Origin of the sequence: Pseudomonas fluorescens, assembly GCF_902497875.1 — a bacterium.
GTDB lineage: Bacteria > Pseudomonadota > Gammaproteobacteria > Pseudomonadales > Pseudomonadaceae > Aquipseudomonas > Aquipseudomonas fluorescens_BR.
Genome location: NZ_CABVHY010000012.1, coordinates 193351 through 215685, shown reverse-complemented (window position 1 = coordinate 215685; position 22335 = coordinate 193351). Strand labels below are relative to the sequence as shown.

Here is a 22335-nt window from a genome sequence, read left to right as displayed (position 1 = left end):
CTTAAGTGGCTTTGAGATTAGCGGAACGCTCTGGAAAGTGCGGCCATAGTGGGTGATAGCCCTGTACGCGAAAATCTCTTAGTCATGAAATCGAGTAGGACGGGGCACGAGAAACCTTGTCTGAATATGGGGGGACCATCCTCCAAGGCTAAATACTACTGACTGACCGATAGTGAACTAGTACCGTGAGGGAAAGGCGAAAAGAACCCCGGAGAGGGGAGTGAAATAGATCCTGAAACCGTATGCGTACAAGCAGTGGGAGCCCACTTTGTTGGGTGACTGCGTACCTTTTGTATAATGGGTCAGCGACTTATTTTCAGTGGCGAGCTTAACCGAATAGGGGAGGCGTAGCGAAAGCGAGTCTTAATAGGGCGTCTAGTCGCTGGGAATAGACCCGAAACCGGGCGATCTATCCATGGGCAGGTTGAAGGTTGGGTAACACTAACTGGAGGACCGAACCGACTACCGTTGAAAAGTTAGCGGATGACCTGTGGATCGGAGTGAAAGGCTAATCAAGCTCGGAGATAGCTGGTTCTCCTCGAAAGCTATTTAGGTAGCGCCTCATGTATCACTGTAGGGGGTAGAGCACTGTTTCGGCTAGGGGGTCATCCCGACTTACCAAACCGATGCAAACTCCGAATACCTACAAGTGCCGAGCATGGGAGACACACGGCGGGTGCTAACGTCCGTCGTGAAAAGGGAAACAACCCAGACCGTCAGCTAAGGTCCCAAAGTTATGGTTAAGTGGGAAACGATGTGGGAAGGCTTAGACAGCTAGGAGGTTGGCTTAGAAGCAGCCACCCTTTAAAGAAAGCGTAATAGCTCACTAGTCGAGTCGGCCTGCGCGGAAGATTTAACGGGGCTCAAACCATACACCGAAGCTACGGGTATCACTTAGGTGATGCGGTAGAGGAGCGTTCTGTAAGCCTGTGAAGGTGAGTTGAGAAGCTTGCTGGAGGTATCAGAAGTGCGAATGCTGACATGAGTAACGATAATGGGTGTGAAAAACACCCACGCCGAAAGACCAAGGTTTCCTGCGCAACGTTAATCGACGCAGGGTTAGTCGGTCCCTAAGGCGAGGCTGAAAAGCGTAGTCGATGGAAAACAGGTTAATATTCCTGTACTTCTGGTTATTGCGATGGAGGGACGGAGAAGGCTAGGCCAGCTTGGCGTTGGTTGTCCAAGTTTAAGGTGGTAGGCTGAGATCTTAGGTAAATCCGGGATCTTAAGGCCGAGAGCTGATGACGAGTGTTCTTTTAGAACACGAAGTGGTTGATGCCATGCTTCCAAGAAAAGCTTCTAAGCTTCAGGTAACCAGGAACCGTACCCCAAACCGACACAGGTGGTTGGGTAGAGAATACCAAGGCGCTTGAGAGAACTCGGGTGAAGGAACTAGGCAAAATGGCACCGTAACTTCGGGAGAAGGTGCGCCGGTGAGGGTGAAGCATTTACTGCGTAAGCCCATGCCGGTCGAAGATACCAGGCCGCTGCGACTGTTTATTAAAAACACAGCACTCTGCAAACACGAAAGTGGACGTATAGGGTGTGACGCCTGCCCGGTGCCGGAAGGTTAATTGATGGGGTTAGCTAACGCGAAGCTCTTGATCGAAGCCCCGGTAAACGGCGGCCGTAACTATAACGGTCCTAAGGTAGCGAAATTCCTTGTCGGGTAAGTTCCGACCTGCACGAATGGCGTAACGATGGCGGCGCTGTCTCCACCCGAGACTCAGTGAAATTGAAATCGCTGTGAAGATGCAGTGTATCCGCGGCTAGACGGAAAGACCCCGTGAACCTTTACTATAGCTTTGCACTGGACTTTGAATTTGCTTGTGTAGGATAGGTGGGAGGCTTTGAAGCGTGGACGCCAGTTCGCGTGGAGCCAACCTTGAAATACCACCCTGGCAACTTTGAGGTTCTAACTCAGGTCCGTTATCCGGATCGAGGACAGTGTATGGTGGGTAGTTTGACTGGGGCGGTCTCCTCCTAAAGAGTAACGGAGGAGTACGAAGGTGCGCTCAGACCGGTCGGAAATCGGTCGTAGAGTATAAAGGCAAAAGCGCGCTTGACTGCGAGACAGACACGTCGAGCAGGTACGAAAGTAGGTCTTAGTGATCCGGTGGTTCTGTATGGAAGGGCCATCGCTCAACGGATAAAAGGTACTCCGGGGATAACAGGCTGATACCGCCCAAGAGTTCATATCGACGGCGGTGTTTGGCACCTCGATGTCGGCTCATCACATCCTGGGGCTGAAGCCGGTCCCAAGGGTATGGCTGTTCGCCATTTAAAGTGGTACGCGAGCTGGGTTTAGAACGTCGTGAGACAGTTCGGTCCCTATCTGCCGTGGACGTTTGAGATTTGAGAGGGGCTGCTCCTAGTACGAGAGGACCGGAGTGGACGAACCTCTGGTGTTCCGGTTGTCACGCCAGTGGCATTGCCGGGTAGCTATGTTCGGAATAGATAACCGCTGAAAGCATCTAAGCGGGAAACTAGCCTCAAGATGAGATCTCACTGGGACCTTGAGTCCCCTGAAGGGCCGTCGAAGACTACGACGTTGATAGGTTGGGTGTGTAAGCGCTGTGAGGCGTTGAGCTAACCAATACTAATTGCCCGTGAGGCTTGACCATATAACACCCAAGCAATTTGCATGCTTCGAGCTGAAAAGCGAAAAGGCACCAGATTGCGGTGTGTGAAGACGAAACGAACCGAAAGTTCGAGATACTCAGAAAACACCGAAAGCTATCACATACCCAATTTGCTGAAGCGAGGCCAACTGGCCACGACTCAGTACCCGAATTTCTTGACGACCATAGAGCATTGGAACCACCTGATCCCATCCCGAACTCAGCAGTGAAACGATGCATCGCCGATGGTAGTGTGGGGTTTCCCCATGTGAGAGTAGGTCATCGTCAAGATTAAATTCCGAAACCCCTATCTGCGTACGCAGGTAGGGGTTTTGTTTTTGCGCGCGATTTGCAGGAGCTGCCGCCAGGCGGCGATAAGGCCGCAACGGCCTTTAAAATAGAGCAGGCCCGACGAGATCTACAGTCGATCCGCATCTCTCTCGCCCTTTCTATGCAAGGGCTCTACGCATGGCTATCATGCGTGCCTTATTGTGAGGCGAGACTTGCATGCTGACGTTGTTGAAGCTTCTGAAGGATGGCCGATTCCATTCCGGGCAGGCGCTCGGTGCTGCTTTGGGCATCAGCCGCAGTGCTGTGTGGAAGCAACTGCAGCAGCTGGAAATCGAGCTGGGTTTGTCTATTCATAAGGTCCGTGGTCGCGGTTATCAGCTGGCTGCGCCGCTTACCCTGTTGAGTGCTGCCGAAATTGGCGAGCATTCGACCGCGTGTGCCTGGCCTGTTCTAGTCTTTGATTCCATCGACTCCACTAATGCAGAAGCCTTGCGCTCCATAGAGCGCGGGATGGCTGCGCCGTTCCTGGTGCTCGCCGAGCGGCAGACTGCTGGTCGTGGTCGACGTGGTCGCAAGTGGGTCAGTCCGTTTGCCGAAAATGTTTATTACAGCCTGGTGCTGCGTATCGAGGGCGGGATGCGTCAGTTGGAGGGGCTCAGTCTGGTTGTAGGGTTGGCGGTAATGCGCACCCTGCAAGAGTTGGGTATCTCTGGTGCAGGTTTGAAGTGGCCAAATGATGTGCTGGTCGGTCAGAAGAAGATCGCCGGGATCTTGCTGGAGTTGGTCGGAGACCCGGCAGATGTGTGTCATGTCGTGCTGGGTGTCGGGATTAATGTGAATATGCAGATGACCGAAGAGGTCGATCAGCAATGGACATCAGTACGGCTCGAGACGGGCAAGGCCTTTGATCGCAATCTGCTGGTGGCTCGCCTGGGAGACATGCTCCAGGCCTACTTGATTCGCCATCAGGAGTCAGGTTTTGCGGCTATCCAGGCGGAATGGGAGCAGAACCATTTGTGGCAAGGATGCGCGGTTTCCTTGATTGCCGGGGTGAACCGGATTGACGGCATTGTAATGGGCATCGATCGGCAGGGAGGGCTGCGTTTGAAGGTGGGTGCTGTGGAAAAGGTCTTCAGTGGTGGTGAGCTCAGTTTGAGGTTGCGTAATGATTCTTGAGCTTGACTGCGGTAATAGCTTCATCAAATGGCGCGTGCTTCATGCGGATGCCGCTCGGATGTTTTCCGAGGGCGTGGTTGATTCGGATCTCGCGTTGCTCGAGAGCTTGCGTGGCCTTGATGGTCTCGCCCTGAAGCACTGTCGGTTGGTCAGTGTCCGGACCAACGAGGAAACCGCTGTGCTGGTCTCTTCATTGGTCGAGGAGTTCGGCGTGTCGATTGCGCGCGCGCTGCCGGCGCGTGAAATGGCCGGGGTTCGTAACGGCTATGAGGATTACGAGCGGCTGGGGCTGGACCGCTGGCTCGCGATGCTCGGAGGCTTTCACCTCGCATCCGGAGCTTGCCTGGTGCTTGATTTCGGAACGGCGGTGACGGCTGACTTCATTGCTGCCGATGGTCAGCACCTGGGAGGCTTTATCTGTCCGGGGATACCGCTGATGCGCAATCAGTTGCGGACCCATACACGGCGAATCCGCTATGACGACCTGGCAGCCGAGCGCGCCCTGGAAAAGCTGGTTCCGGGTGTTACGACTGTCGAGGCGGTCGAGCGCGGATGCTCGTTGATGCTCAGAGGGTTTGTCCTGACTCAGCTGGAGTTGGCGCGCAGCTACTGGGGTGAAGATTTTGTGGTGTTTCTCACCGGTGGTGATGCGGGTCTGGTGTCCGAAGTCGTGCCTGGGGCGCGGGTTGTTCCGGATCTTGTATTTGTAGGCTTGGCCATGGCGTGTCCTTTGTCTTGAGGTTTTTATGCGTTGGTTGTTTCTGTTGTTGCTGGTTCTCAATGGGTTCTATTACGTCTGGCATCAACAGGAAGCGCCCATGCGAGCGAAGGACGTAACGCCACTGTCCTTGTATCGCGGCTCGCAGCAGGATATTCGTCTGTTGAGTGAGTCGGCTGGAGCGACGGCGGGGCGTGACAAGGTCAAGGCGGCCGATGTGGACAGCAATTGCCTCTTTATTGGAGGCTTTGCTCGTCAGGAAGCTGTCCAGGCGCTTGAGCGACGCTTGAGCGGGCTGGATATCAATACCAGGCCTCTGGCGCCCGGTCGTGCAGGCGACGCCGGTTATTGGCTGCGCGTGGCGCCGGAGAGCAGGCATTTGGCCAATGATTTGCTGCTGCAAAACCTTGCTAAAGAATTCAATGAGTTAAAACATAAAATAATGCTGTGCGAAGGCATTGCAACTGTCGAATAGTTTGCATAGAATGGCGCCCGCTTCGCAGTGAAGACCTTTAACGGTCAACGGTGTGAAACGAGGTCAACGCAGCTAACCTCAGGTTTTTAATGAGAAAATGCTTGACAGAAGGGCAGCATGATATAGAATGCTGCCTCGCTTAGGAGGGGTTCCCGAGCGGCCAAAGGGATCAGACTGTAAATCTGACGTCTACGACTTCGAAGGTTCGAATCCTTCCCCCTCCACCAATTTAGCGCGAGCTGAAAGCTCCGCGGGTATAGTTTAGTGGTAGAACCTCAGCCTTCCAAGCTGATGATGCGGGTTCGATTCCCGCTACCCGCTCCAAGTTTTCAGGTTGTGCAATGTGTTTCGCTCTTGTAGCTCAGTTGGTAGAGCACACCCTTGGTAAGGGTGAGGTCAGCGGTTCAAATCCGCTCAAGAGCTCCATATAACAAGGCAGATATGAAAATATCTGCCTTTGTTTTAATGGCTAGTGTGACCTGCTTAATTCTTCTCCTGAGGGTGATTTCGATGGCTAAGGAAAAGTTCGAACGTAATAAGCCGCACGTCAACGTGGGTACCATTGGTCACGTCGACCACGGTAAAACTACTCTGACTGCTGCCTTAACCCGCGTTTGCTCCGAAGTTTTCGGTAGCGCGAAGGTTGACTTCGACAAGATCGATAGCGCCCCGGAAGAAAAAGCTCGTGGCATTACCATCAACACCGCTCACGTTGAATATGACTCGGCCGTGCGTCACTACGCACACGTCGACTGCCCAGGTCACGCTGATTATGTGAAGAACATGATCACCGGTGCTGCGCAGATGGATGGTGCAATCCTGGTTTGCTCGGCCGCTGATGGTCCGATGCCGCAAACCCGTGAGCACATTCTGTTGTCGCGTCAGGTTGGTGTTCCGTACATCGTTGTCTTCCTGAACAAGGCTGACATGGTTGATGACGCGGAGCTGCTCGAACTGGTTGAAATGGAAGTGCGCGATCTGTTGAGCACTTACGATTTCCCGGGCGACGACACTCCGATCATCATTGGTTCCGCGCTGATGGCGCTGAACGGTCAAGACGATAACGAAATGGGCACTACTGCCGTTCGTAAGCTGGTCGAGACTCTGGATAGCTACATTCCTGAGCCGGTTCGCGCTATCGACAAGCCGTTCCTGATGCCGATCGAGGATGTGTTCTCGATCTCCGGTCGCGGTACTGTTGTAACCGGTCGTATCGAGCGTGGCATTGTAAAGATTCAAGAAGAGATCGAAATTGTCGGTCTGCGTGACACCATTAAGACAACCTGTACGGGTGTCGAGATGTTCCGCAAGCTACTCGACGAAGGTCGTGCTGGCGAGAACTGCGGTGTGTTGCTGCGTGGCACCAAGCGTGACGATGTCGAGCGTGGCCAGGTACTGGTCAAGCCGGGTAGCGTCAAGCCGCATACCAAGTTCGTTGCTGAAGTTTATGTTCTGAGCAAGGAAGAAGGTGGCCGTCATACGCCATTCTTCAAGGGCTACCGTCCGCAGTTCTACTTCCGTACGACTGACGTGACTGGTAACTGTGAGCTGCCAGAAGGCGTTGAGATGGTAATGCCAGGTGATAACGTTCAGATGACCGTTACCCTGATCAAGACCATCGCGATGGAAGATGGCTTGCGTTTTGCCATTCGTGAGGGCGGTCGTACCGTCGGAGCGGGTGTCGTGGCGAAAGTTATCGAGTAAGTTGTTGAAGTATCTTTGTCGGGCCGACATAATGGTCGGCCTGATTTTGTTTTTAGGTCAGTAGCTCAATTGGCAGAGCGACGGTCTCCAAAACCGTAGGTTGGGGGTTCGATTCCCTCCTGACCTGCCAGATTCACTCGGTGTGTCTGGCTTTCTTTTCACAGGATTTTCTTAGATGACTCCCAAGGCTGAAGCTCAAGGTTCTCGCTTCGATCTGCTCAAGTGGCTTGTAGTAGTCGCTTTGGTGGTTGTTGGTGTCGTGGGTAATCAGTATTACTCCTCTTCGCCGATCCTGTATCGCGTACTCGCTTTGCTTGTCATTGCTGCTGTAGCTGCTTTTGTAGGCCTACAGACCGCCAAGGGCAAGTCTTTCTTTGTACTCGCTAAGGAAGCTCGCACCGAAATTCGTAAAGTCGTATGGCCAACTCGCCAAGAAACCACGCAGACCACGTTGATCGTAGTGGCTGTTGTTCTGGTTATGGCGTTGCTGTTGTGGGGGCTTGATTCCCTGCTCGGCTGGCTTGTTTCCTTGATTGTTGGCTAAGGGTGTCCCGTGGCTAAGCGTTGGTACGTTGTGCATGCTTACTCGGGTTACGAGAAGCATGTCATGCGCTCGTTGATGGAGCGTGTAAAGCTGGCTGGCATGGAAGAAGGCTTCGGCGAAATTCTGGTTCCCACTGAAGAAGTGGTTGAAATGCGTAATGGCCAGAAACGCAAAAGCGAGCGCAAGTTCTTTCCAGGTTATGTGCTGGTACAGATGGATATGAATGAGGGTACTTGGCACTTGGTCAAGGATACCCCTCGCGTCATGGGCTTCATCGGCGGAACCGCTGACAAGCCTGCACCGATCACCGACAAAGAGGCGGAAGCAATTCTGCGTCGTGTTGCTGACGGTAGCGACAAGCCGAAGCCGAAAACGCTGTTCGAACCGGGTGAAGTGGTACGTGTCACCGACGGTCCGTTCGCCGATTTTAACGGCACGGTTGAAGAAGTTAACTACGAAAAGAGCCGTATCCAAGTGGCAGTGCTCATTTTCGGACGCTCTACTCCGGTAGAGCTAGAGTTCAGTCAGGTCGAAAAGGCATAACTGAACAAGCATCCCATACCCCGCAGCCTAAGGCTGTGGGGTTTTGTCGTCACTGGGATAAACGCGCAAGTAACCGGGGAGCCTTTCGAGGCGTTCGAACCCGTAATTGGAGTGCCTCATGGCCAAGAAGATTACCGCTTACATCAAGCTGCAAGTGAAGGCCGCTCAGGCTAACCCAAGCCCACCTGTTGGTCCTGCTCTGGGTCAGCACGGCGTGAACATCATGGAATTCTGCAAGGCTTTCAACGCCCGTACTCAGGGTATTGAACCAGGTCTGCCGACTCCAGTGATCATCACTGTCTACAGCGACCGTAGCTTCACGTTCGAAACCAAATCCACCCCTGCTTCGGTTCTGCTGAAGAAGGCTGCTGGTCTGACTAGCGGTTCCGCTCGTCCGAACACCGTTAAGGTTGGCACAGTTACTCGTGCTCAGCTGGAAGAAATCGCGAAAACCAAAAACGCGGATCTGACTGCAGCTGATATGGATGCAGCCGTGCGTACTATCGCCGGTTCTGCTCGTAGCATGGGCCTTAACGTGGAGGGTGTGTAATGGCTAAGCTGACCAAGCGCCAAAAGGCTATCGCCGGCAAAATCGAAGCAGGCAAGGCCTACAACTTTGTAGACGCTGCTGCACTGCTGACCGAGCTGTCGACTGTCAAGTTCAGCGAATCGGTTGATATCGCTGTAAACCTGGGTGTTGACCCGCGTAAATCCGACCAGGTTGTTCGTAGCGCTACTGTGCTGCCACACGGCACTGGCAAGACTGTTCGCGTTGCTGTGTTCACCCAGGGTCCAGCTGCCGAGGCCGCTCTGGCTGCCGGCGCTGACCGTGTAGGCATGGACGACCTGGCTGCCGAAATGAAGGGCGGCGACCTGAACTATGACGTAGTTATCGCATCCCCGGATGCCATGCGCGTTGTAGGCCAGTTGGGTCAGATCCTCGGTCCACGCGGTCTGATGCCTAACCCTAAAGTCGGCACCGTAACGCCAGACGTAGCTACCGCGGTTAAAAACGCCAAGGCTGGTCAGGTTCGTTATCGCACCGACAAAAACGGCATCATTCACACTTCCGTTGGCAAGGTCGGTTTCGACGCCGTCAAGCTGAAGGAAAACGTTGAAGCCCTGATCGCTGATCTGAAGCGTATCAAGCCAGCTTCCTCGAAAGGTATCTACGTCAAGCGCGTTACCCTGAGCACCACTATGGGCCCAGGTCTGGTCATCGACCAAGGCTCGCTGGACGTATAAGACACAGGTTGGCGCAAGCGATTGCGCCAATTGAAAGATTGGGGTCCCTGCCTGGCGGGGGCTATCCAAGACCGTAGGCGACGCAAGTCTTAAACCTCAAGCCTACGCAGATGGTGCTCCCGGTTCCTTACCGAATCAGACACCAAAACGACATCCGGCTTCGGTTGGATGAAACGGTAACAAGCAGGAGTTTTTCCCGTGGCAATTAAACTTGAAGACAAGAAGGCCATCGTCGCTGAAGTCAACAAGGCTGCCCAAGTTGCTCTGTCCGCTGTCGTGGCTGATGCCCGTGGCGTAACAGTAGGCGCTATGACCGGACTCCGTAAAGAGGCTCGTGAAGCTGGCGTTTACGTACGTGTTGTACGTAACACCCTGCTCAAGCGCGCCGTTGCTGGCACTCAATATGACGTGCTCAACGACGTGTTCACTGGCCCGACCTTGATTGCATTCTCCAAAGAACATCCGGGCGCTGCTGCTCGTATCTTCAAGGAATTCGCAAAAGGTCAGGACAAGTTCGAGATCAAGGCAGCTGCGTTCGAGGGCAAGTTCCTCGCAGCTAATCAGATCGACGTACTGGCAAGCCTGCCGACCCGTGACGAAGCAATTTCTCAGCTGATGAGCGTGATTCAAGGCGCTACCAGCAAATTGGCTCGTACTCTGGCGGCTCTTCGCGACCAGAAAGAAGCTGCCGCAGCCTGAGGCTGAGCAACTCCTTTTTACGTTTATTGTTTATTTCGATGGCCGCGTAGGCCGTCACCCCAATACAGGAATTTATAGTCATGTCTCTGACTAACGAGCAAATCATCGAAGCAATCGGCGAAAAATCCGTTCTGGAAATCGTTGAACTGATCAAAGCCATGGAAGAGAAGTTCGGCGTTTCCGCTGCTGCTGCTTCCGCTGGCCCAGCTGTTGCTGCTGCCGTTGTTGAAGAACAAACTGAATTCAACGTCAATCTGGTTGAGACTGGCGAGAAGAAAGTTAACGTGATCAAGGCTGTACGTGAGCTGACCGGTCTGGGCTTGAAAGAAGCCAAGGCAGTAGTTGACGGCTGCCCAGGCATGGTTCTGGAAGCAGTATCGAAAGACGCTGCTGAAAAAGCCAAGGCCGTGCTGGAAGAAGCAGGCGCTAAAGTCGAGCTGAAGTAAGCATCGACTTTGCGTCTCCAGCCCAAGCGTTAAGCGGAAGGCTGATGGCTGGTGGCTCTTGCCACCGGCCTTTTTCCGTTATTGGCAATCGACTCGGTCGTCGCCTCTAACGCGCTGTAACCACCCGATGCGGTGGCGCAAACCATGGGGTTTGCAAGATTTTCTGGCTGCTCCCGTCGGGAGGGGCCAAACAAGCAGGTGACCAAGCTGGGGAACGCTGATGGCTTACTCATATACTGAGAAAAAACGTATCCGCAAGGACTTTAGCAAGTTGCCGGACGTCATGGATGTGCCGTATCTCCTGGCAATCCAGCTGGATTCGTATCGTGAATTCTTGCAGGCGGGAGCGACTAAAGATCAGTTCCGCGACGTGGGCCTGCATGCGGCCTTCAAATCCGTTTTCCCGATCATCAGCTACTCCGGCAATGCTGCGCTGGAGTACGTCGGTTATCGCCTGGGCGAACCGGCATTTGATGTCAAAGAATGCGTGCTGCGCGGTGTCACGTACGCCGTACCTTTGCGGGTAAAAGTCCGTCTGATCATTTTCGACAAAGAATCGTCGAACAAAGCGATCAAGGACATCAAAGAGCAAGAAGTCTACATGGGTGAAATCCCCCTGATGACTGAGAACGGTACCTTCGTAATCAACGGTACCGAGCGTGTAATCGTTTCCCAGCTGCACCGTTCCCCGGGCGTGTTCTTCGACCACGACCGCGGCAAGACGCACAGCTCCGGTAAACTGCTGTACTCGGCGCGTATCATTCCTTACCGCGGTTCGTGGCTGGACTTCGAGTTCGACCCGAAAGACTGCGTGTTCGTGCGTATCGACCGTCGTCGCAAGCTGCCTGCATCGGTATTGCTGCGCGCGCTCGGCTATACCACCGAACAAGTGCTCGACGCGTTCTACACCACCAACGTTTTCCATGTGAGCGGTGAAACCCTCAACCTGGAACTGGTGCCTCAGCGCCTGCGCGGTGAAATCGCCGTCATCGACATCCTCGATGACAAAGGCAAGGTTATTGTCGAGCAGGGTCGTCGTATCACCGCTCGCCACATTAACCAGCTGGAAAAAGCCGGGATCAAAGAGTTGGTCATGCCCCTGGAATACGTTCTGGGTCGCACTACCGCCAAGGTCATCGTGCATCCGGCAACCGGCGAAATCCTGGCTGAGTGCAACACCGAGCTGAACACCGAGATCCTGGCGAAAATCGCCAAGTCCCAGGTCGTCCGCATCGAGACGCTGTACACCAACGATATCGACTGCGGTCCGTTCGTCTCCGACACGCTGAAGATCGACTCCACCAGCAACCAATTGGAAGCGCTGGTCGAGATCTATCGCATGATGCGTCCAGGCGAGCCGCCAACCAAGGACGCTGCCGAGACCCTGTTCAACAACCTGTTCTTCAGCCCTGAGCGCTATGACCTGTCTGCGGTCGGCCGGATGAAGTTCAACCGTCGTATCGGTCGTACCGAGATCGAAGGTTCGGGCGTGTTGTGCAAGGAAGACATCGTCGCGGTTCTGAAGACTCTGGTCGACATCCGTAACGGTAAAGGCATCGTCGATGACATCGACCACCTGGGTAACCGTCGTGTTCGCTGCGTAGGCGAAATGGCTGAGAACCAGTTCCGCGTTGGCCTGGTGCGTGTTGAGCGTGCGGTCAAAGAGCGTCTGTCGATGGCCGAAAGCGAAGGCCTGATGCCGCAAGACCTGATCAACGCCAAGCCAGTGGCTGCGGCGGTGAAAGAGTTCTTCGGTTCCAGCCAGCTTTCCCAGTTCATGGACCAGAACAACCCGCTGTCCGAGATCACCCACAAGCGTCGTGTCTCTGCACTCGGCCCTGGCGGTTTGACTCGTGAGCGTGCTGGCTTTGAAGTGCGTGACGTACACCCGACTCACTACGGTCGTGTATGCCCGATTGAAACGCCGGAAGGTCCGAACATCGGTCTGATCAACTCCCTGGCTGCCTATGCGCGCACCAACCAGTACGGCTTCCTCGAGAGCCCGTACCGTGTGGTGAAAGACGCTCTGGTCACCGACGAGATCGTATTCCTGTCTGCCATCGAAGAAGCTGATCACGTGATCGCTCAGGCTTCGGCCGCGATGAACGACAAGAAAATGCTGATCGACGAGCTGGTAGCTGTTCGTCACTTGAACGAGTTCACCGTCAAGGCGCCGGAAGACGTCACCTTGATGGACGTATCGCCGAAGCAGGTAGTTTCGGTTGCAGCGTCGCTGATCCCGTTCCTCGAGCACGATGACGCCAACCGTGCGTTGATGGGTTCGAACATGCAGCGTCAAGCTGTACCAACCCTGCGTGCTGACAAGCCGCTGGTCGGTACCGGCATGGAGCGTAACGTAGCCCGTGACTCCGGCGTTTGCGTCGTGGCTCGTCGTGGCGGCGTGATCGACTCCGTTGATGCCAGCCGTATCGTGGTTCGTGTTGCTGATGACGAAGTTGAAACCGGTGAAGCTGGTGTCGACATCTACAACCTGACCAAGTACACCCGCTCCAACCAGAACACCTGCATCAACCAGCGTCCGCTGGTTCGCAAGGGTGATCGGGTTCAGCGCAGCGACATCATGGCTGATGGTCCGTCCACCGATATGGGTGAGCTGGCTTTGGGTCAGAACATGCGCATCGCGTTCATGGCCTGGAACGGTTACAACTTCGAAGACTCCATCTGCCTGTCCGAACGTGTTGTTCAGGAAGATCGCTTCACCACGATCCACATCCAGGAACTGACCTGTGTGGCACGTGACACCAAGCTTGGGCCAGAGGAAATCACTGCAGACATCCCGAACGTGGGTGAAGCTGCACTGAACAAGCTGGACGAAGCCGGTATCGTTTACGTAGGTGCTGAAGTTGGCGCAGGCGACATCCTGGTCGGTAAGGTCACTCCGAAAGGCGAGACCCAACTGACGCCGGAAGAAAAACTGCTGCGTGCCATCTTCGGTGAAAAAGCCAGCGACGTTAAAGACACCTCCCTGCGCGTGCCTACCGGCACCAAGGGTACCGTCATCGACGTACAGGTCTTCACCCGCGACGGCGTTGAGCGTGATGCTCGTGCACTGTCGATCGAGAAGACTCAACTCGACGAGATCCGCAAGGATCTGAACGAAGAGTTCCGTATCGTTGAAGGCGCCACTTTCGAACGTCTGCGTTCCGCTCTGGTCGGCCACAAAGCCGAAGGCGGCGCCGGCCTGAAGAAAGGTCAGGACATCACCGACGAAATTCTCGACGGTCTTGAGCACGGCCAGTGGTTCAAACTGCGCATGGCTGAAGATGCTCTGAACGAGCAGCTCGAGAAGGCTCAGGCCTACATCGTTGATCGCCGCCGTCTGCTGGACGACAAGTTCGAAGACAAGAAGCGCAAACTGCAGCAGGGCGATGACCTGGCTCCGGGCGTGCTGAAAATCGTCAAGGTTTACCTGGCAATCCGTCGCCGCATCCAGCCGGGCGACAAGATGGCCGGTCGTCACGGTAACAAAGGTGTGGTCTCCGTGATCATGCCGGTTGAAGACATGCCGCACGATGCTAATGGCACCCCGGTCGACGTCGTCCTCAACCCGTTGGGCGTACCTTCGCGTATGAACGTTGGTCAGATCCTTGAAACCCACTTGGGCCTCGCGGCCAAAGGTCTGGGCGAGAAGATCAACCGCATGATCGAAGAGCAGCGTAAAGTTGCCGATCTGCGCAAGTTCCTGCACGAGATCTACAACGAGATCGGCGGTCGCAACGAAGATCTGGACAGCTTCTCCGACCAGGAAATCCTGGATCTGGCGAAGAACCTGCGTGGCGGCGTTCCAATGGCCACTCCAGTGTTCGACGGTGCCAAGGAAAGCGAAATCAAGGCCATGCTGAAACTGGCGGACCTGCCAGAAAGCGGCCAGATGCAGCTGACCGACGGCCGTACCGGCAACAAGTTCGAGCGCCCGGTTACTGTTGGCTACATGTACATGCTGAAGCTGAACCACTTGGTAGACGACAAGATGCACGCTCGTTCTACCGGTTCGTACAGCCTGGTTACCCAGCAACCGCTGGGTGGTAAGGCGCAGTTCGGTGGTCAGCGTTTCGGGGAGATGGAGGTCTGGGCACTGGAAGCATACGGTGCTGCATACACTCTGCAAGAAATGCTCACAGTGAAGTCGGACGATGTGAACGGCCGGACCAAGATGTACAAAAACATCGTGGACGGCGATCACCGTATGGAGCCGGGCATGCCCGAGTCCTTCAACGTGTTGATCAAGGAAATTCGTTCCCTCGGCATCGATATCGATCTGGAAACCGAATAACACGTGACGCGAATCGAGAGCGGGGCAGGATTGCCCGCTCTCTGCTCCGCCAGGAGGAAAGGCCTTGAAAGACCTACTGAATTTGCTGAAAAACCAGGGTCAAGTCGAAGAGTTCGACGCCATCCGTATTGGATTGGCCTCGCCTGAGATGATCCGTTCGTGGTCGTTCGGTGAAGTTAAAAAGCCGGAAACCATCAACTACCGTACGTTCAAACCAGAGCGTGACGGTCTGTTCTGCGCCAAGATCTTTGGCCCGGTAAAGGATTACGAGTGCCTGTGCGGTAAGTACAAGCGCTTGAAGCACCGTGGTGTGATCTGCGAGAAGTGCGGCGTTGAAGTCGCACTGGCCAAGGTTCGTCGTGAGCGCATGGCGCACATCGAACTGGCTTCGCCAGTTGCCCACATCTGGTTCCTGAAATCGCTGCCGTCGCGTATCGGCTTGCTGATGGACATGACCCTGCGTGATATCGAACGCGTTCTCTACTTCGAGAGCTATGTCGTTATCGATCCAGGCATGACCACCCTTGAAAAAGGTCAACTGCTGAACGATGAGCAGTATTTCGAAGCGCTGGAAGAGTTCGGCGACGATTTCGATGCCCGCATGGGTGCCGAAGCCGTTCGTGAACTGCTGCACGCTATCGACCTGGAACACGAGATTGGCCGTCTGCGTGAAGAGATTCCGCAAACCAACTCCGAAACCAAAATCAAGAAGCTGTCCAAGCGTCTGAAGTTGATGGAAGCCTTCCAGGGTTCCGGCAACCTTCCAGAATGGATGGTGCTGACCGTTCTGCCGGTTCTGCCGCCAGATCTGCGTCCGCTGGTACCGTTGGATGGTGGTCGTTTCGCGACGTCCGACCTCAACGACCTGTACCGCCGCGTGATCAACCGTAACAACCGCTTGAAGCGTTTGCTCGATCTGTCCGCTCCGGACATCATCGTGCGCAACGAAAAGCGTATGTTGCAAGAAGCTGTCGATGCCTTGCTCGACAACGGTCGTCGTGGCCGCGCTATCACCGGTTCCAACAAGCGTCCTCTGAAATCCCTGGCTGACATGATCAAGGGTAAGCAGGGTCGTTTCCGTCAGAACTTGCTCGGTAAGCGTGTTGACTACTCGGGTCGTTCGGTAATTACCGTAGGTCCGACCCTGCGTCTGCACCAGTGCGGTCTGCCGAAGAAAATGGCTCTCGAGCTGTTCAAACCGTTCATTTTCGGCAAGCTGGAAATGCGTGGTCTTGCTACCACCATCAAAGCTGCCAAGAAGATGGTCGAGCGCGAACTGCCAGAGGTCTGGGACGTTCTCGCTGAAGTGATTCGCGAACACCCGGTTCTCCTCAACCGTGCACCGACCCTTCACCGTCTGGGTATCCAGGCGTTTGAACCGGTACTGATCGAAGGTAAGGCTATCCAGCTGCACCCTCTGGTCTGTGCTGCGTACAACGCCGACTTCGACGGCGACCAAATGGCCGTGCACGTACCGCTGACGCTGGAAGCCCAGCTCGAAGCGCGTGCGTTGATGATGTCGACCAACAACATTCTGTCGCCAGCCAACGGTGAGCCAATCATCGTTCCGTCGCAGGACGTTGTATTGGGTCTGTACTACATGACTCGTGAAGCGATCAACGCCAAGGGCGAAGGTCGTGTGTTCGCGGATCTGCAGGAAGTTGACCGTGTGTTCCGTGCCGGCGAAGCCGCACTGCACGCCAAGGTCAAAGTGCGGATCAACGAAACCGTCAACGATCGTGATGGTGGCAGCGTCAAGAACACCCGTATCGTCGACACCACTGTCGGCCGTGCGCTGTTGTTCCAGGTTGTTCCACCTGGCCTGTCGTACGACGTGGTCAACCAGCCGATGAAGAAAAAGGCGATCTCCAAGCTGATCAACCAGTGCTACCGCGTGGTTGGTTTGAAAGAGACCGTGATCTTCGCTGACCAGTTGATGTACACCGGTTTTGCCTATTCGACCATTTCCGGCGTTTCCATCGGTGTTAACGACTTCGTTATCCCGGATGAGAAAGCGGCCATCATCGGTGCTGCTACCGATGAAGTGAAAGAGATCGAAAGTCAGTACGCCTCCGGCCTGGTAACCCAGGGCGAGAAGTACAACAAAGTGATCGACCTTTGGTCCAAGGCGAACGACGAAGTGTCCAAGGCGATGATGTCGAACCTCTCGAAAGAGAAGGTTATCGACCGTCACGGCGTCGAAGTCGACCAAGAGTCCTTCAACTCGATGTACATGATGGCCGACTCGGGCGCGCGGGGTTCTGCTGCGCAGATCCGTCAGCTCGCCGGTATGCGTGGCCTGATGGCCAAGCCGGACGGTTCCATCATTGAAACGCCGATTACTGCGAACTTCCGTGAAGGTTTGAGCGTACTTCAGTACTTCATCTCCACTCACGGTGCTCGTAAAGGTTTGGCGGATACCGCGTTGAAAACTGCGAACTCCGGTTACCTGACTCGTCGTCTGGTAGACGTGGCGCAGGATCTGGTTGTGACCGAGATCGATTGCGGCACCGAACATGGCCTGGTAATGACTCCGCACATTGAAGGCGGTGACGTTGTAGAGCCGTTGGGTGAGCGCGTATTGGGTCGTGTCATTGCCCGTGACGTATTCAAGCCAGGTACCGAGGACGTTATCGTTCCTGCCGGCACCCTGGTGGATGAGAAGTGGGTCGAGTTCATCGAACTCAACAGCATCGACGAAGTGATCGTACGTTCGCCGATCAGCTGCGAAACCCGCTATGGCATCTGTGCCAAGTGCTACGGCCGTGACCTGGCTCGTGGTCACCAGGTGAACATCGGTGAAGCGGTCGGCGTTATCGCTGCCCAGTCCATCGGTGAGCCGGGTACCCAGCTGACGATGCGTACGTTCCACATTGGTGGTGCGGCAAGCCGGACCTCCGCGGCCGACAGCGTTCAGGTGAAAAATGGCGGTACCGTCCGTCTGCACAACCTGAAGCACGTTGAGCGAGTGGATGGCTGCCTGGTTGCTGTGTCCCGTTCCGGTGAGTTGGCGATCGCTGATGACTACGGTCGTGAGCGCGAGCGCTACAAGCTGCCGTACGGTGCTGTGATTTCGGTTAAAGAAGGTGACAAGGTCGACGCTGGCGCAATCGTGGCCAAGTGGGATCCGCACACTCACCCAATCGTTACCGAAATGAAAGGTACCGTGACCTACGTGGGCATGGAAGAAGGCATCACGATCAAGCGTCAGACTGACGAATTGACCGGTATGACCAACATTGAAGTACTCGACGCCAAAGACCGTCCAGCTGCCGGTAAAGACATCCGTCCTGCCGTGAAGATGGTCGGTGTCGATGGCAAGGATCTGCTGTTGCCAGGTACCGACGTACCGGCTCAGTACTTCCTGCCAGCCAACGCCCTGGTCGGCGTGGCGGATGGTGTGCAGGTTGCGATCGGTGATGTTATCGCGCGTATCCCGCAAGAAACTTCGAAAACCCGTGACATCACCGGTGGTCTGCCGCGTGTTGCCGACTTGTTCGAAGCCCGTCGTCCGAAAGAAGCCTCGATTCTGGCTGAAGTCAGCGGCACCATCGCGTTCGGTAAAGAGACCAAAGGCAAGCGCCGTCTGGTCATTACCCCGAACGACGGTACCGATCCGTATGAAGAGCTGATTCCGAAGTGGCGTCACCTGAACGTCTTCGAAGGCGAACAGGTTAACCGCGGCGAAGTTATCTCCGACGGTCCGAGCGATCCACACGACATCCTGCGTCTGCTGGGTGTGAGTGCGCTGGCCAAGTACATCGTTAACGAGATCCAGGACGTTTACCGTCTGCAAGGCGTGAAGATCAACGATAAGCACATCGAGACCATCCTGCGTCAGATGCTGCGTAAAGTTGAAATCGCTGAATCTGGCGATTCCACTTTCATCAAGGGCGACCAGATGGAATTGACTCACGTTTTGGTCGAGAACGAGCGTTTGAGCGCGGACGAGAAATTCGTTTCCAAGTTCACTCGTGTGTTGCTGGGTATCACCAAGGCGTCGTTGTCCACCGAATCGTTCATCTCGGCGGCCTCTTTCCAAGAGACCACTCGCGTACTGACCGAAGCGGCGGTAACCGGCAAGCGCGATTACCTGCGCGGCCTGAAAGAAAACGTGGTCGTGGGTCGTCTGATCCCGGCCGGTACCGGTCTGGCTTATCACAGCGAGCGCAAGCGTCGCCGTGATGCTGACAAACCGTTGCGCGTGAGCGCCAGTGAAGTGGAAGCTGCACTGACCGAAGCGCTGAACTCGAGCGGTAACTGAGTTCTGCGGTAAATAAGTGTCGGGCCCTGGCAGCCCTGCCTGACCAGCCTGGGGGATTTTTTCCCTGGGGTTGGTAGGGTAGGGAGGTCGGGGCCTTGCCTTGACTGGGGACGAGAACCTCTTTAGACTCTTGTACCCCTAAATTTGGCGGGAATTCGTTCCTGCCATTTTGCTTTTCTTGCAAGACAATAGCGTCGCAAGACAACAGTGGAGCTAGTAGATGGCAACTATCAACCAGCTGGTACGTCAGCCGCGTAAGCGTATCGTCGAGAAATCCGACGTGCCTGCGCTGCAGAACTGCCCGCAACGTCGTGGCGTATGCACCCGTGTGTATACCACCACGCCGAAAAAACCTAACTCGGCACTGCGTAAAGTATGCCGTGTGCGTCTGACCAACGGTTTCGAGGTTTCCTCGTACATCGGCGGTGAAGGCCACAACCTGCAAGAGCACAGCGTGGTACTGATCCGCGGCGGTCGTGTAAAAGACTTGCCAGGTGTTCGTTACCACACCGTTCGCGGCTCCTTGGATACTTCCGGCGTTAAAGGTCGTAACCAGGGTCGTTCGAAGTACGGTACCAAGAAGCCTAAGTAGTAGTGGCTTTTTGTAAAAAACTGAATTCTATTTTTCTGAGTCGATAAGAGTAAGGTCGGAGGCGTCCCGCAAGGGCACCGATTCCGAGCGAACCTGAAGACCGTTTGAGGGCTTATCCATGCCAAGAAGACGCGTAGCAGCCAAGCGCGAAGTGCTTGACGATCCAAAATACGGAAGCCAAATCCTGGCCAAGTTCATGAACCACGTGATGGAAAGCGGCAAGAAAGCCGTTGCCGAGCGTATCGTTTATGGCGCGCTGGACAAGGTTAAAGAACGCAAGAACAGCGATCCCCTGGAAATCTTCGAGAAAGCTCTCGACGCCATCGCTCCGCTGGTCGAAGTAAAGTCGCGCCGTGTAGGCGGTGCTACTTACCAGGTTCCGGTCGAAGTTCGTCCGTCCCGTCGTAACGCCCTGGCAATGCGCTGGTTGGTAGACTTCGCCCGCAAGCGCGGCGAGAAGTCTATGGCTCTGCGTTTGGCTGGCGAACTGTTGGACGCTGCTGAAGGTAAAGGTGCTGCAGTTAAGAAGCGTGAAGACGTGCACCGTATGGCTGAAGCCAACAAGGCTTTCTCGCACTACCGCTTCTAATTTTAGCGTCAATAATTTTGCGAGGGCTTTATGGCTCGTACTACTCCGATTAACCGCTACCGTAACATTGGTATCGTTGCTCACGTGGATGCTGGCAAAACCACCACCACCGAGCGCGTCCTTTTTTACACTGGCGTAAACCACAAGATGGGCGAGGTGCATGACGGCGCCGCGACCACAGACTGGATGGTGCAGGAGCAGGAGCGTGGTATTACCATTACTTCTGCTGCGATCACTACCTTCTGGCAAGGTTCTTCCAAGCAGTACGACAAGTACCGCTTCAACGTCATCGACACCCCGGGCCACGTTGACTTCACGATTGAAGTTGAGCGTTCCCTGCGTGTACTCGATGGCGCGGTCGTTGTGTTCTGCGGTACCTCGGGTGTTGAGCCTCAGTCGGAAACCGTATGGCGTCAAGCCAACAAATACGGCGTTCCACGTCTTGTTTACGTCAACAAGATGGACCGTGCTGGTGCGAACTTCCTGCGCGTGATCGAACAGATCAAAAAGCGTCTGGGTCACACCCCGGTGCCTATCCAGTTGGCTATCGGTGCCGAAGACAAGTTCCTGGGTCAGATCGATCTGATCAACATGGAAGCTGTGTACTGGGACGACGCTGACAAGGGCATGGTTCCTCGTCGCGAAGCTATCCCTGCAGATATGCAGGAATTGGCTGAAGAGTGGCGTGACAACCTGGTGCAGGCAGCCGCCGAAGCCAACGATGAACTGATGAACAAGTACCTCGAAGGTGAAGAACTCACCATCGCGGAAATCAAGGGTGCTCTGCGTCAGCGTACTATCGCTGGCGAAATCGTCCTGGCTGTTTGCGGTTCTTCCTTCAAGAACAAGGGTGTTCCCCTGGTTCTCGACGCCGTTATCGATTACCTGCCGGCACCCGTCGACATTCCTGCCATCAAGGGTACCGACCCGGATGACGAGACTATCGAACTGGAGCGTCATGCAGACGACAGCGAACCGTTCTCGGCGCTGGCGTTCAAGATCGCTACCGACCCATTCGTGGGTACTTTGACCTTTGTCCGGGTTTACTCGGGCGTGTTGAGCTCCGGTGACGGCGTGATCAACTCGGTTAAAGGCAAGAAAGAGCGCGTGGGTCGTATGGTGCAAATGCACGCAAACGCCCGTGAAGAAATCAAGGAAGTACGCGCTGGTGACATCGCGGCCTTGATCGGCATGAAGGACGTCACCACTGGCGAGACTTTGTGCACCGCTGACAAGCCAATCATCCTGGTTCGCATGGACTTCCCGGAGCCGGTTATTTCGGTCGCCGTTGAGCCCAAGACCAAGGACGACCAGGAAAAAATGGGTATCGCTCTGGGCAAACTTGCTCAGGAAGATCCATCTTTCCGCGTCAAGACTGATGAAGAGACCGGTCAAACGATCATCTCTGGCATGGGCGAGTTGCACCTGGACATCCTGGTTGACCGGATGCGCCGTGAGTTCAACGTCGAAGCCAACATCGGCAAGCCACAGGTTTCCTACCGTGAGAAGATCACGAAGGCCTGTGAGATCGAAGGCAAGTTCGTTCGCCAGTCCGGCGGTCGTGGTCAGTTCGGCCACTGCTGGATCCGTTTTGCACCTGCTGACGAAGGTCAGGAAGGTCTGCAATTCGTGAACGAAGTGGTTGGTGGTGTGGTTCCTAAGGAATACATCCCGGCTATCCAGAAGGGTATCGAAGAGCAGATGAAGAACGGCGTTGTGGCCGGCTATCCGCTGATCGGCCTGAAGGCGACCGTTTTCGATGGTTCTTACCACGACGTCGACTCCAACGAGATGGCGTTTAAGGTGGCTGCTTCCATGGCAACCAAGCAACTGGCTACCAAAGGTGGTGGTGTGTTGCTTGAGCCGGTGATGGCGGTAGAGGTTGTTACACCTGAGGACTATATGGGTGACGTGATGGGCGACTTGAATCGTCGTCGCGGCATGATTTTGGGTATGGAAGACACGGTCTCCGGCAAAGTGATTCGCGCCGAAGTTCCGCTGGGTGAGATGTTCGGTTATGCGACCGACGTCCGTTCCATGTCCCAGGGTCGCGCGAGCTACTCTATGGAATTCAAAAAATACGATGTAGCTCCGTCGCATATCGTCGAAGCTGTCACTAAAAAACAAGGCTGAT

The 22335-nt window shown here is 55.0% G+C and carries 15 protein-coding genes, 4 tRNA genes and 2 rRNA genes; all 21 read left to right on the top strand.

The genetic code is table 11. The annotated features are described in order from the left end of the window. Positions 1–2624, top strand: a 23S ribosomal RNA gene (locus tag F8N85_RS14530); the annotation flags it as partial. 172 nt (positions 2625–2796) lie between these two features. Next, positions 2797–2912, top strand: a 5S ribosomal RNA gene (gene rrf / locus F8N85_RS14525). Between the two features lie 216 nt (positions 2913–3128). After that, on the top strand, positions 3129–4088 hold the full coding sequence (gene birA / locus F8N85_RS14520; protein WP_150804253.1) for a bifunctional biotin--[acetyl-CoA-carboxylase] ligase/biotin operon repressor BirA: 960 nt from the start codon (positions 3129–3131) through the stop codon (positions 4086–4088). Beyond that, positions 4078–4827, top strand: a complete 750-nt coding sequence (locus F8N85_RS14515) for a pantothenate kinase (RefSeq protein ID WP_150804252.1) — start codon at positions 4078–4080, stop codon at positions 4825–4827. Before birA ends, F8N85_RS14515 begins: the two co-directional genes overlap by 11 nt. A gap of 7 nt (positions 4828–4834) precedes the next feature. Beyond that, positions 4835–5281 (top strand): hypothetical protein, encoded by a 447-nt coding sequence (locus tag F8N85_RS14510; protein WP_150804251.1) that lies wholly within the window; start codon positions 4835–4837, stop codon positions 5279–5281. A 142-nt stretch (positions 5282–5423) separates the two neighbouring features. Further along, a tRNA-Tyr gene (locus tag F8N85_RS14505) sits at positions 5424–5508 on the top strand. A gap of 23 nt (positions 5509–5531) precedes the next feature. Next, positions 5532–5605: transfer RNA gene (locus F8N85_RS14500), tRNA-Gly, on the top strand. 26 nt (positions 5606–5631) lie between these two features. Then, a tRNA-Thr gene (locus tag F8N85_RS14495) sits at positions 5632–5707 on the top strand. Positions 5708–5791: 84 nt separating this feature from the next. Then, on the top strand, positions 5792–6985 hold the full coding sequence (gene tuf, locus F8N85_RS14490; RefSeq protein ID WP_150804250.1) for an elongation factor Tu: 1194 nt from the start codon (positions 5792–5794) through the stop codon (positions 6983–6985). Positions 6986–7039: 54 nt separating this feature from the next. Next, positions 7040–7115 (top strand) — tRNA-Trp (locus F8N85_RS14485). A 45-nt stretch (positions 7116–7160) separates the two neighbouring features. Beyond that, the gene (secE, locus tag F8N85_RS14480) at positions 7161–7529 is read left to right on the top strand and encodes a preprotein translocase subunit SecE (protein ID WP_150642951.1); all 369 of its coding nucleotides are present in this window, start codon (positions 7161–7163) and stop codon (positions 7527–7529) included. Positions 7530–7538: 9 nt separating this feature from the next. After that, entirely contained in the window at positions 7539–8072 is a 534-nt protein-coding gene (nusG, locus tag F8N85_RS14475; protein WP_150804249.1) for a transcription termination/antitermination protein NusG, read from the top strand. Positions 8073–8190: 118 nt separating this feature from the next. Then, positions 8191–8622: a 50S ribosomal protein L11 gene (rplK, locus tag F8N85_RS14470; RefSeq protein ID WP_003210097.1), complete on the top strand. Its 432-nt coding sequence runs from the start codon at positions 8191–8193 to the stop codon at positions 8620–8622. Continuing rightward, complete coding sequence (rplA, locus tag F8N85_RS14465; RefSeq protein ID WP_150642949.1) at positions 8622–9317, top strand: 50S ribosomal protein L1; 696 nt, start codon at positions 8622–8624, stop codon at positions 9315–9317. The genes rplK and rplA overlap by 1 nt, the downstream gene beginning before the upstream one ends. Before the next feature lie 198 nt (positions 9318–9515). After that, positions 9516–10016 (top strand): 50S ribosomal protein L10, encoded by a 501-nt coding sequence (gene rplJ, locus F8N85_RS14460; RefSeq protein ID WP_010467255.1) that lies wholly within the window; start codon positions 9516–9518, stop codon positions 10014–10016. Positions 10017–10096: 80 nt separating this feature from the next. Then, positions 10097–10462, top strand: a complete 366-nt coding sequence (gene rplL, locus F8N85_RS14455; RefSeq protein WP_150804248.1) for a 50S ribosomal protein L7/L12 — start codon at positions 10097–10099, stop codon at positions 10460–10462. A 220-nt stretch (positions 10463–10682) separates the two neighbouring features. Beyond that, positions 10683–14756 carry a DNA-directed RNA polymerase subunit beta gene (gene rpoB / locus F8N85_RS14450; RefSeq protein WP_150804247.1) on the top strand — a complete coding sequence of 1358 codons (4074 nt, stop codon included), beginning with the start codon at positions 10683–10685 and terminating at the stop codon, positions 14754–14756. A 64-nt stretch (positions 14757–14820) separates the two neighbouring features. Beyond that, positions 14821–19020 (top strand): DNA-directed RNA polymerase subunit beta', encoded by a 4200-nt coding sequence (gene rpoC, locus F8N85_RS14445; RefSeq protein ID WP_150804246.1) that lies wholly within the window; start codon positions 14821–14823, stop codon positions 19018–19020. A gap of 220 nt (positions 19021–19240) precedes the next feature. Next, positions 19241–19612 carry a 30S ribosomal protein S12 gene (gene rpsL, locus F8N85_RS14440; protein ID WP_002555494.1) on the top strand — a complete coding sequence of 124 codons (372 nt, stop codon included), beginning with the start codon at positions 19241–19243 and terminating at the stop codon, positions 19610–19612. 118 nt (positions 19613–19730) lie between these two features. After that, on the top strand, positions 19731–20201 hold the full coding sequence (gene rpsG / locus F8N85_RS14435; RefSeq protein ID WP_010490886.1) for a 30S ribosomal protein S7: 471 nt from the start codon (positions 19731–19733) through the stop codon (positions 20199–20201). 30 nt (positions 20202–20231) lie between these two features. Beyond that, positions 20232–22334: an elongation factor G gene (gene fusA, locus F8N85_RS14430; protein WP_150804245.1), complete on the top strand. Its 2103-nt coding sequence runs from the start codon at positions 20232–20234 to the stop codon at positions 22332–22334. The last annotated feature ends 1 nt before the right edge of the window (position 22335 follow it).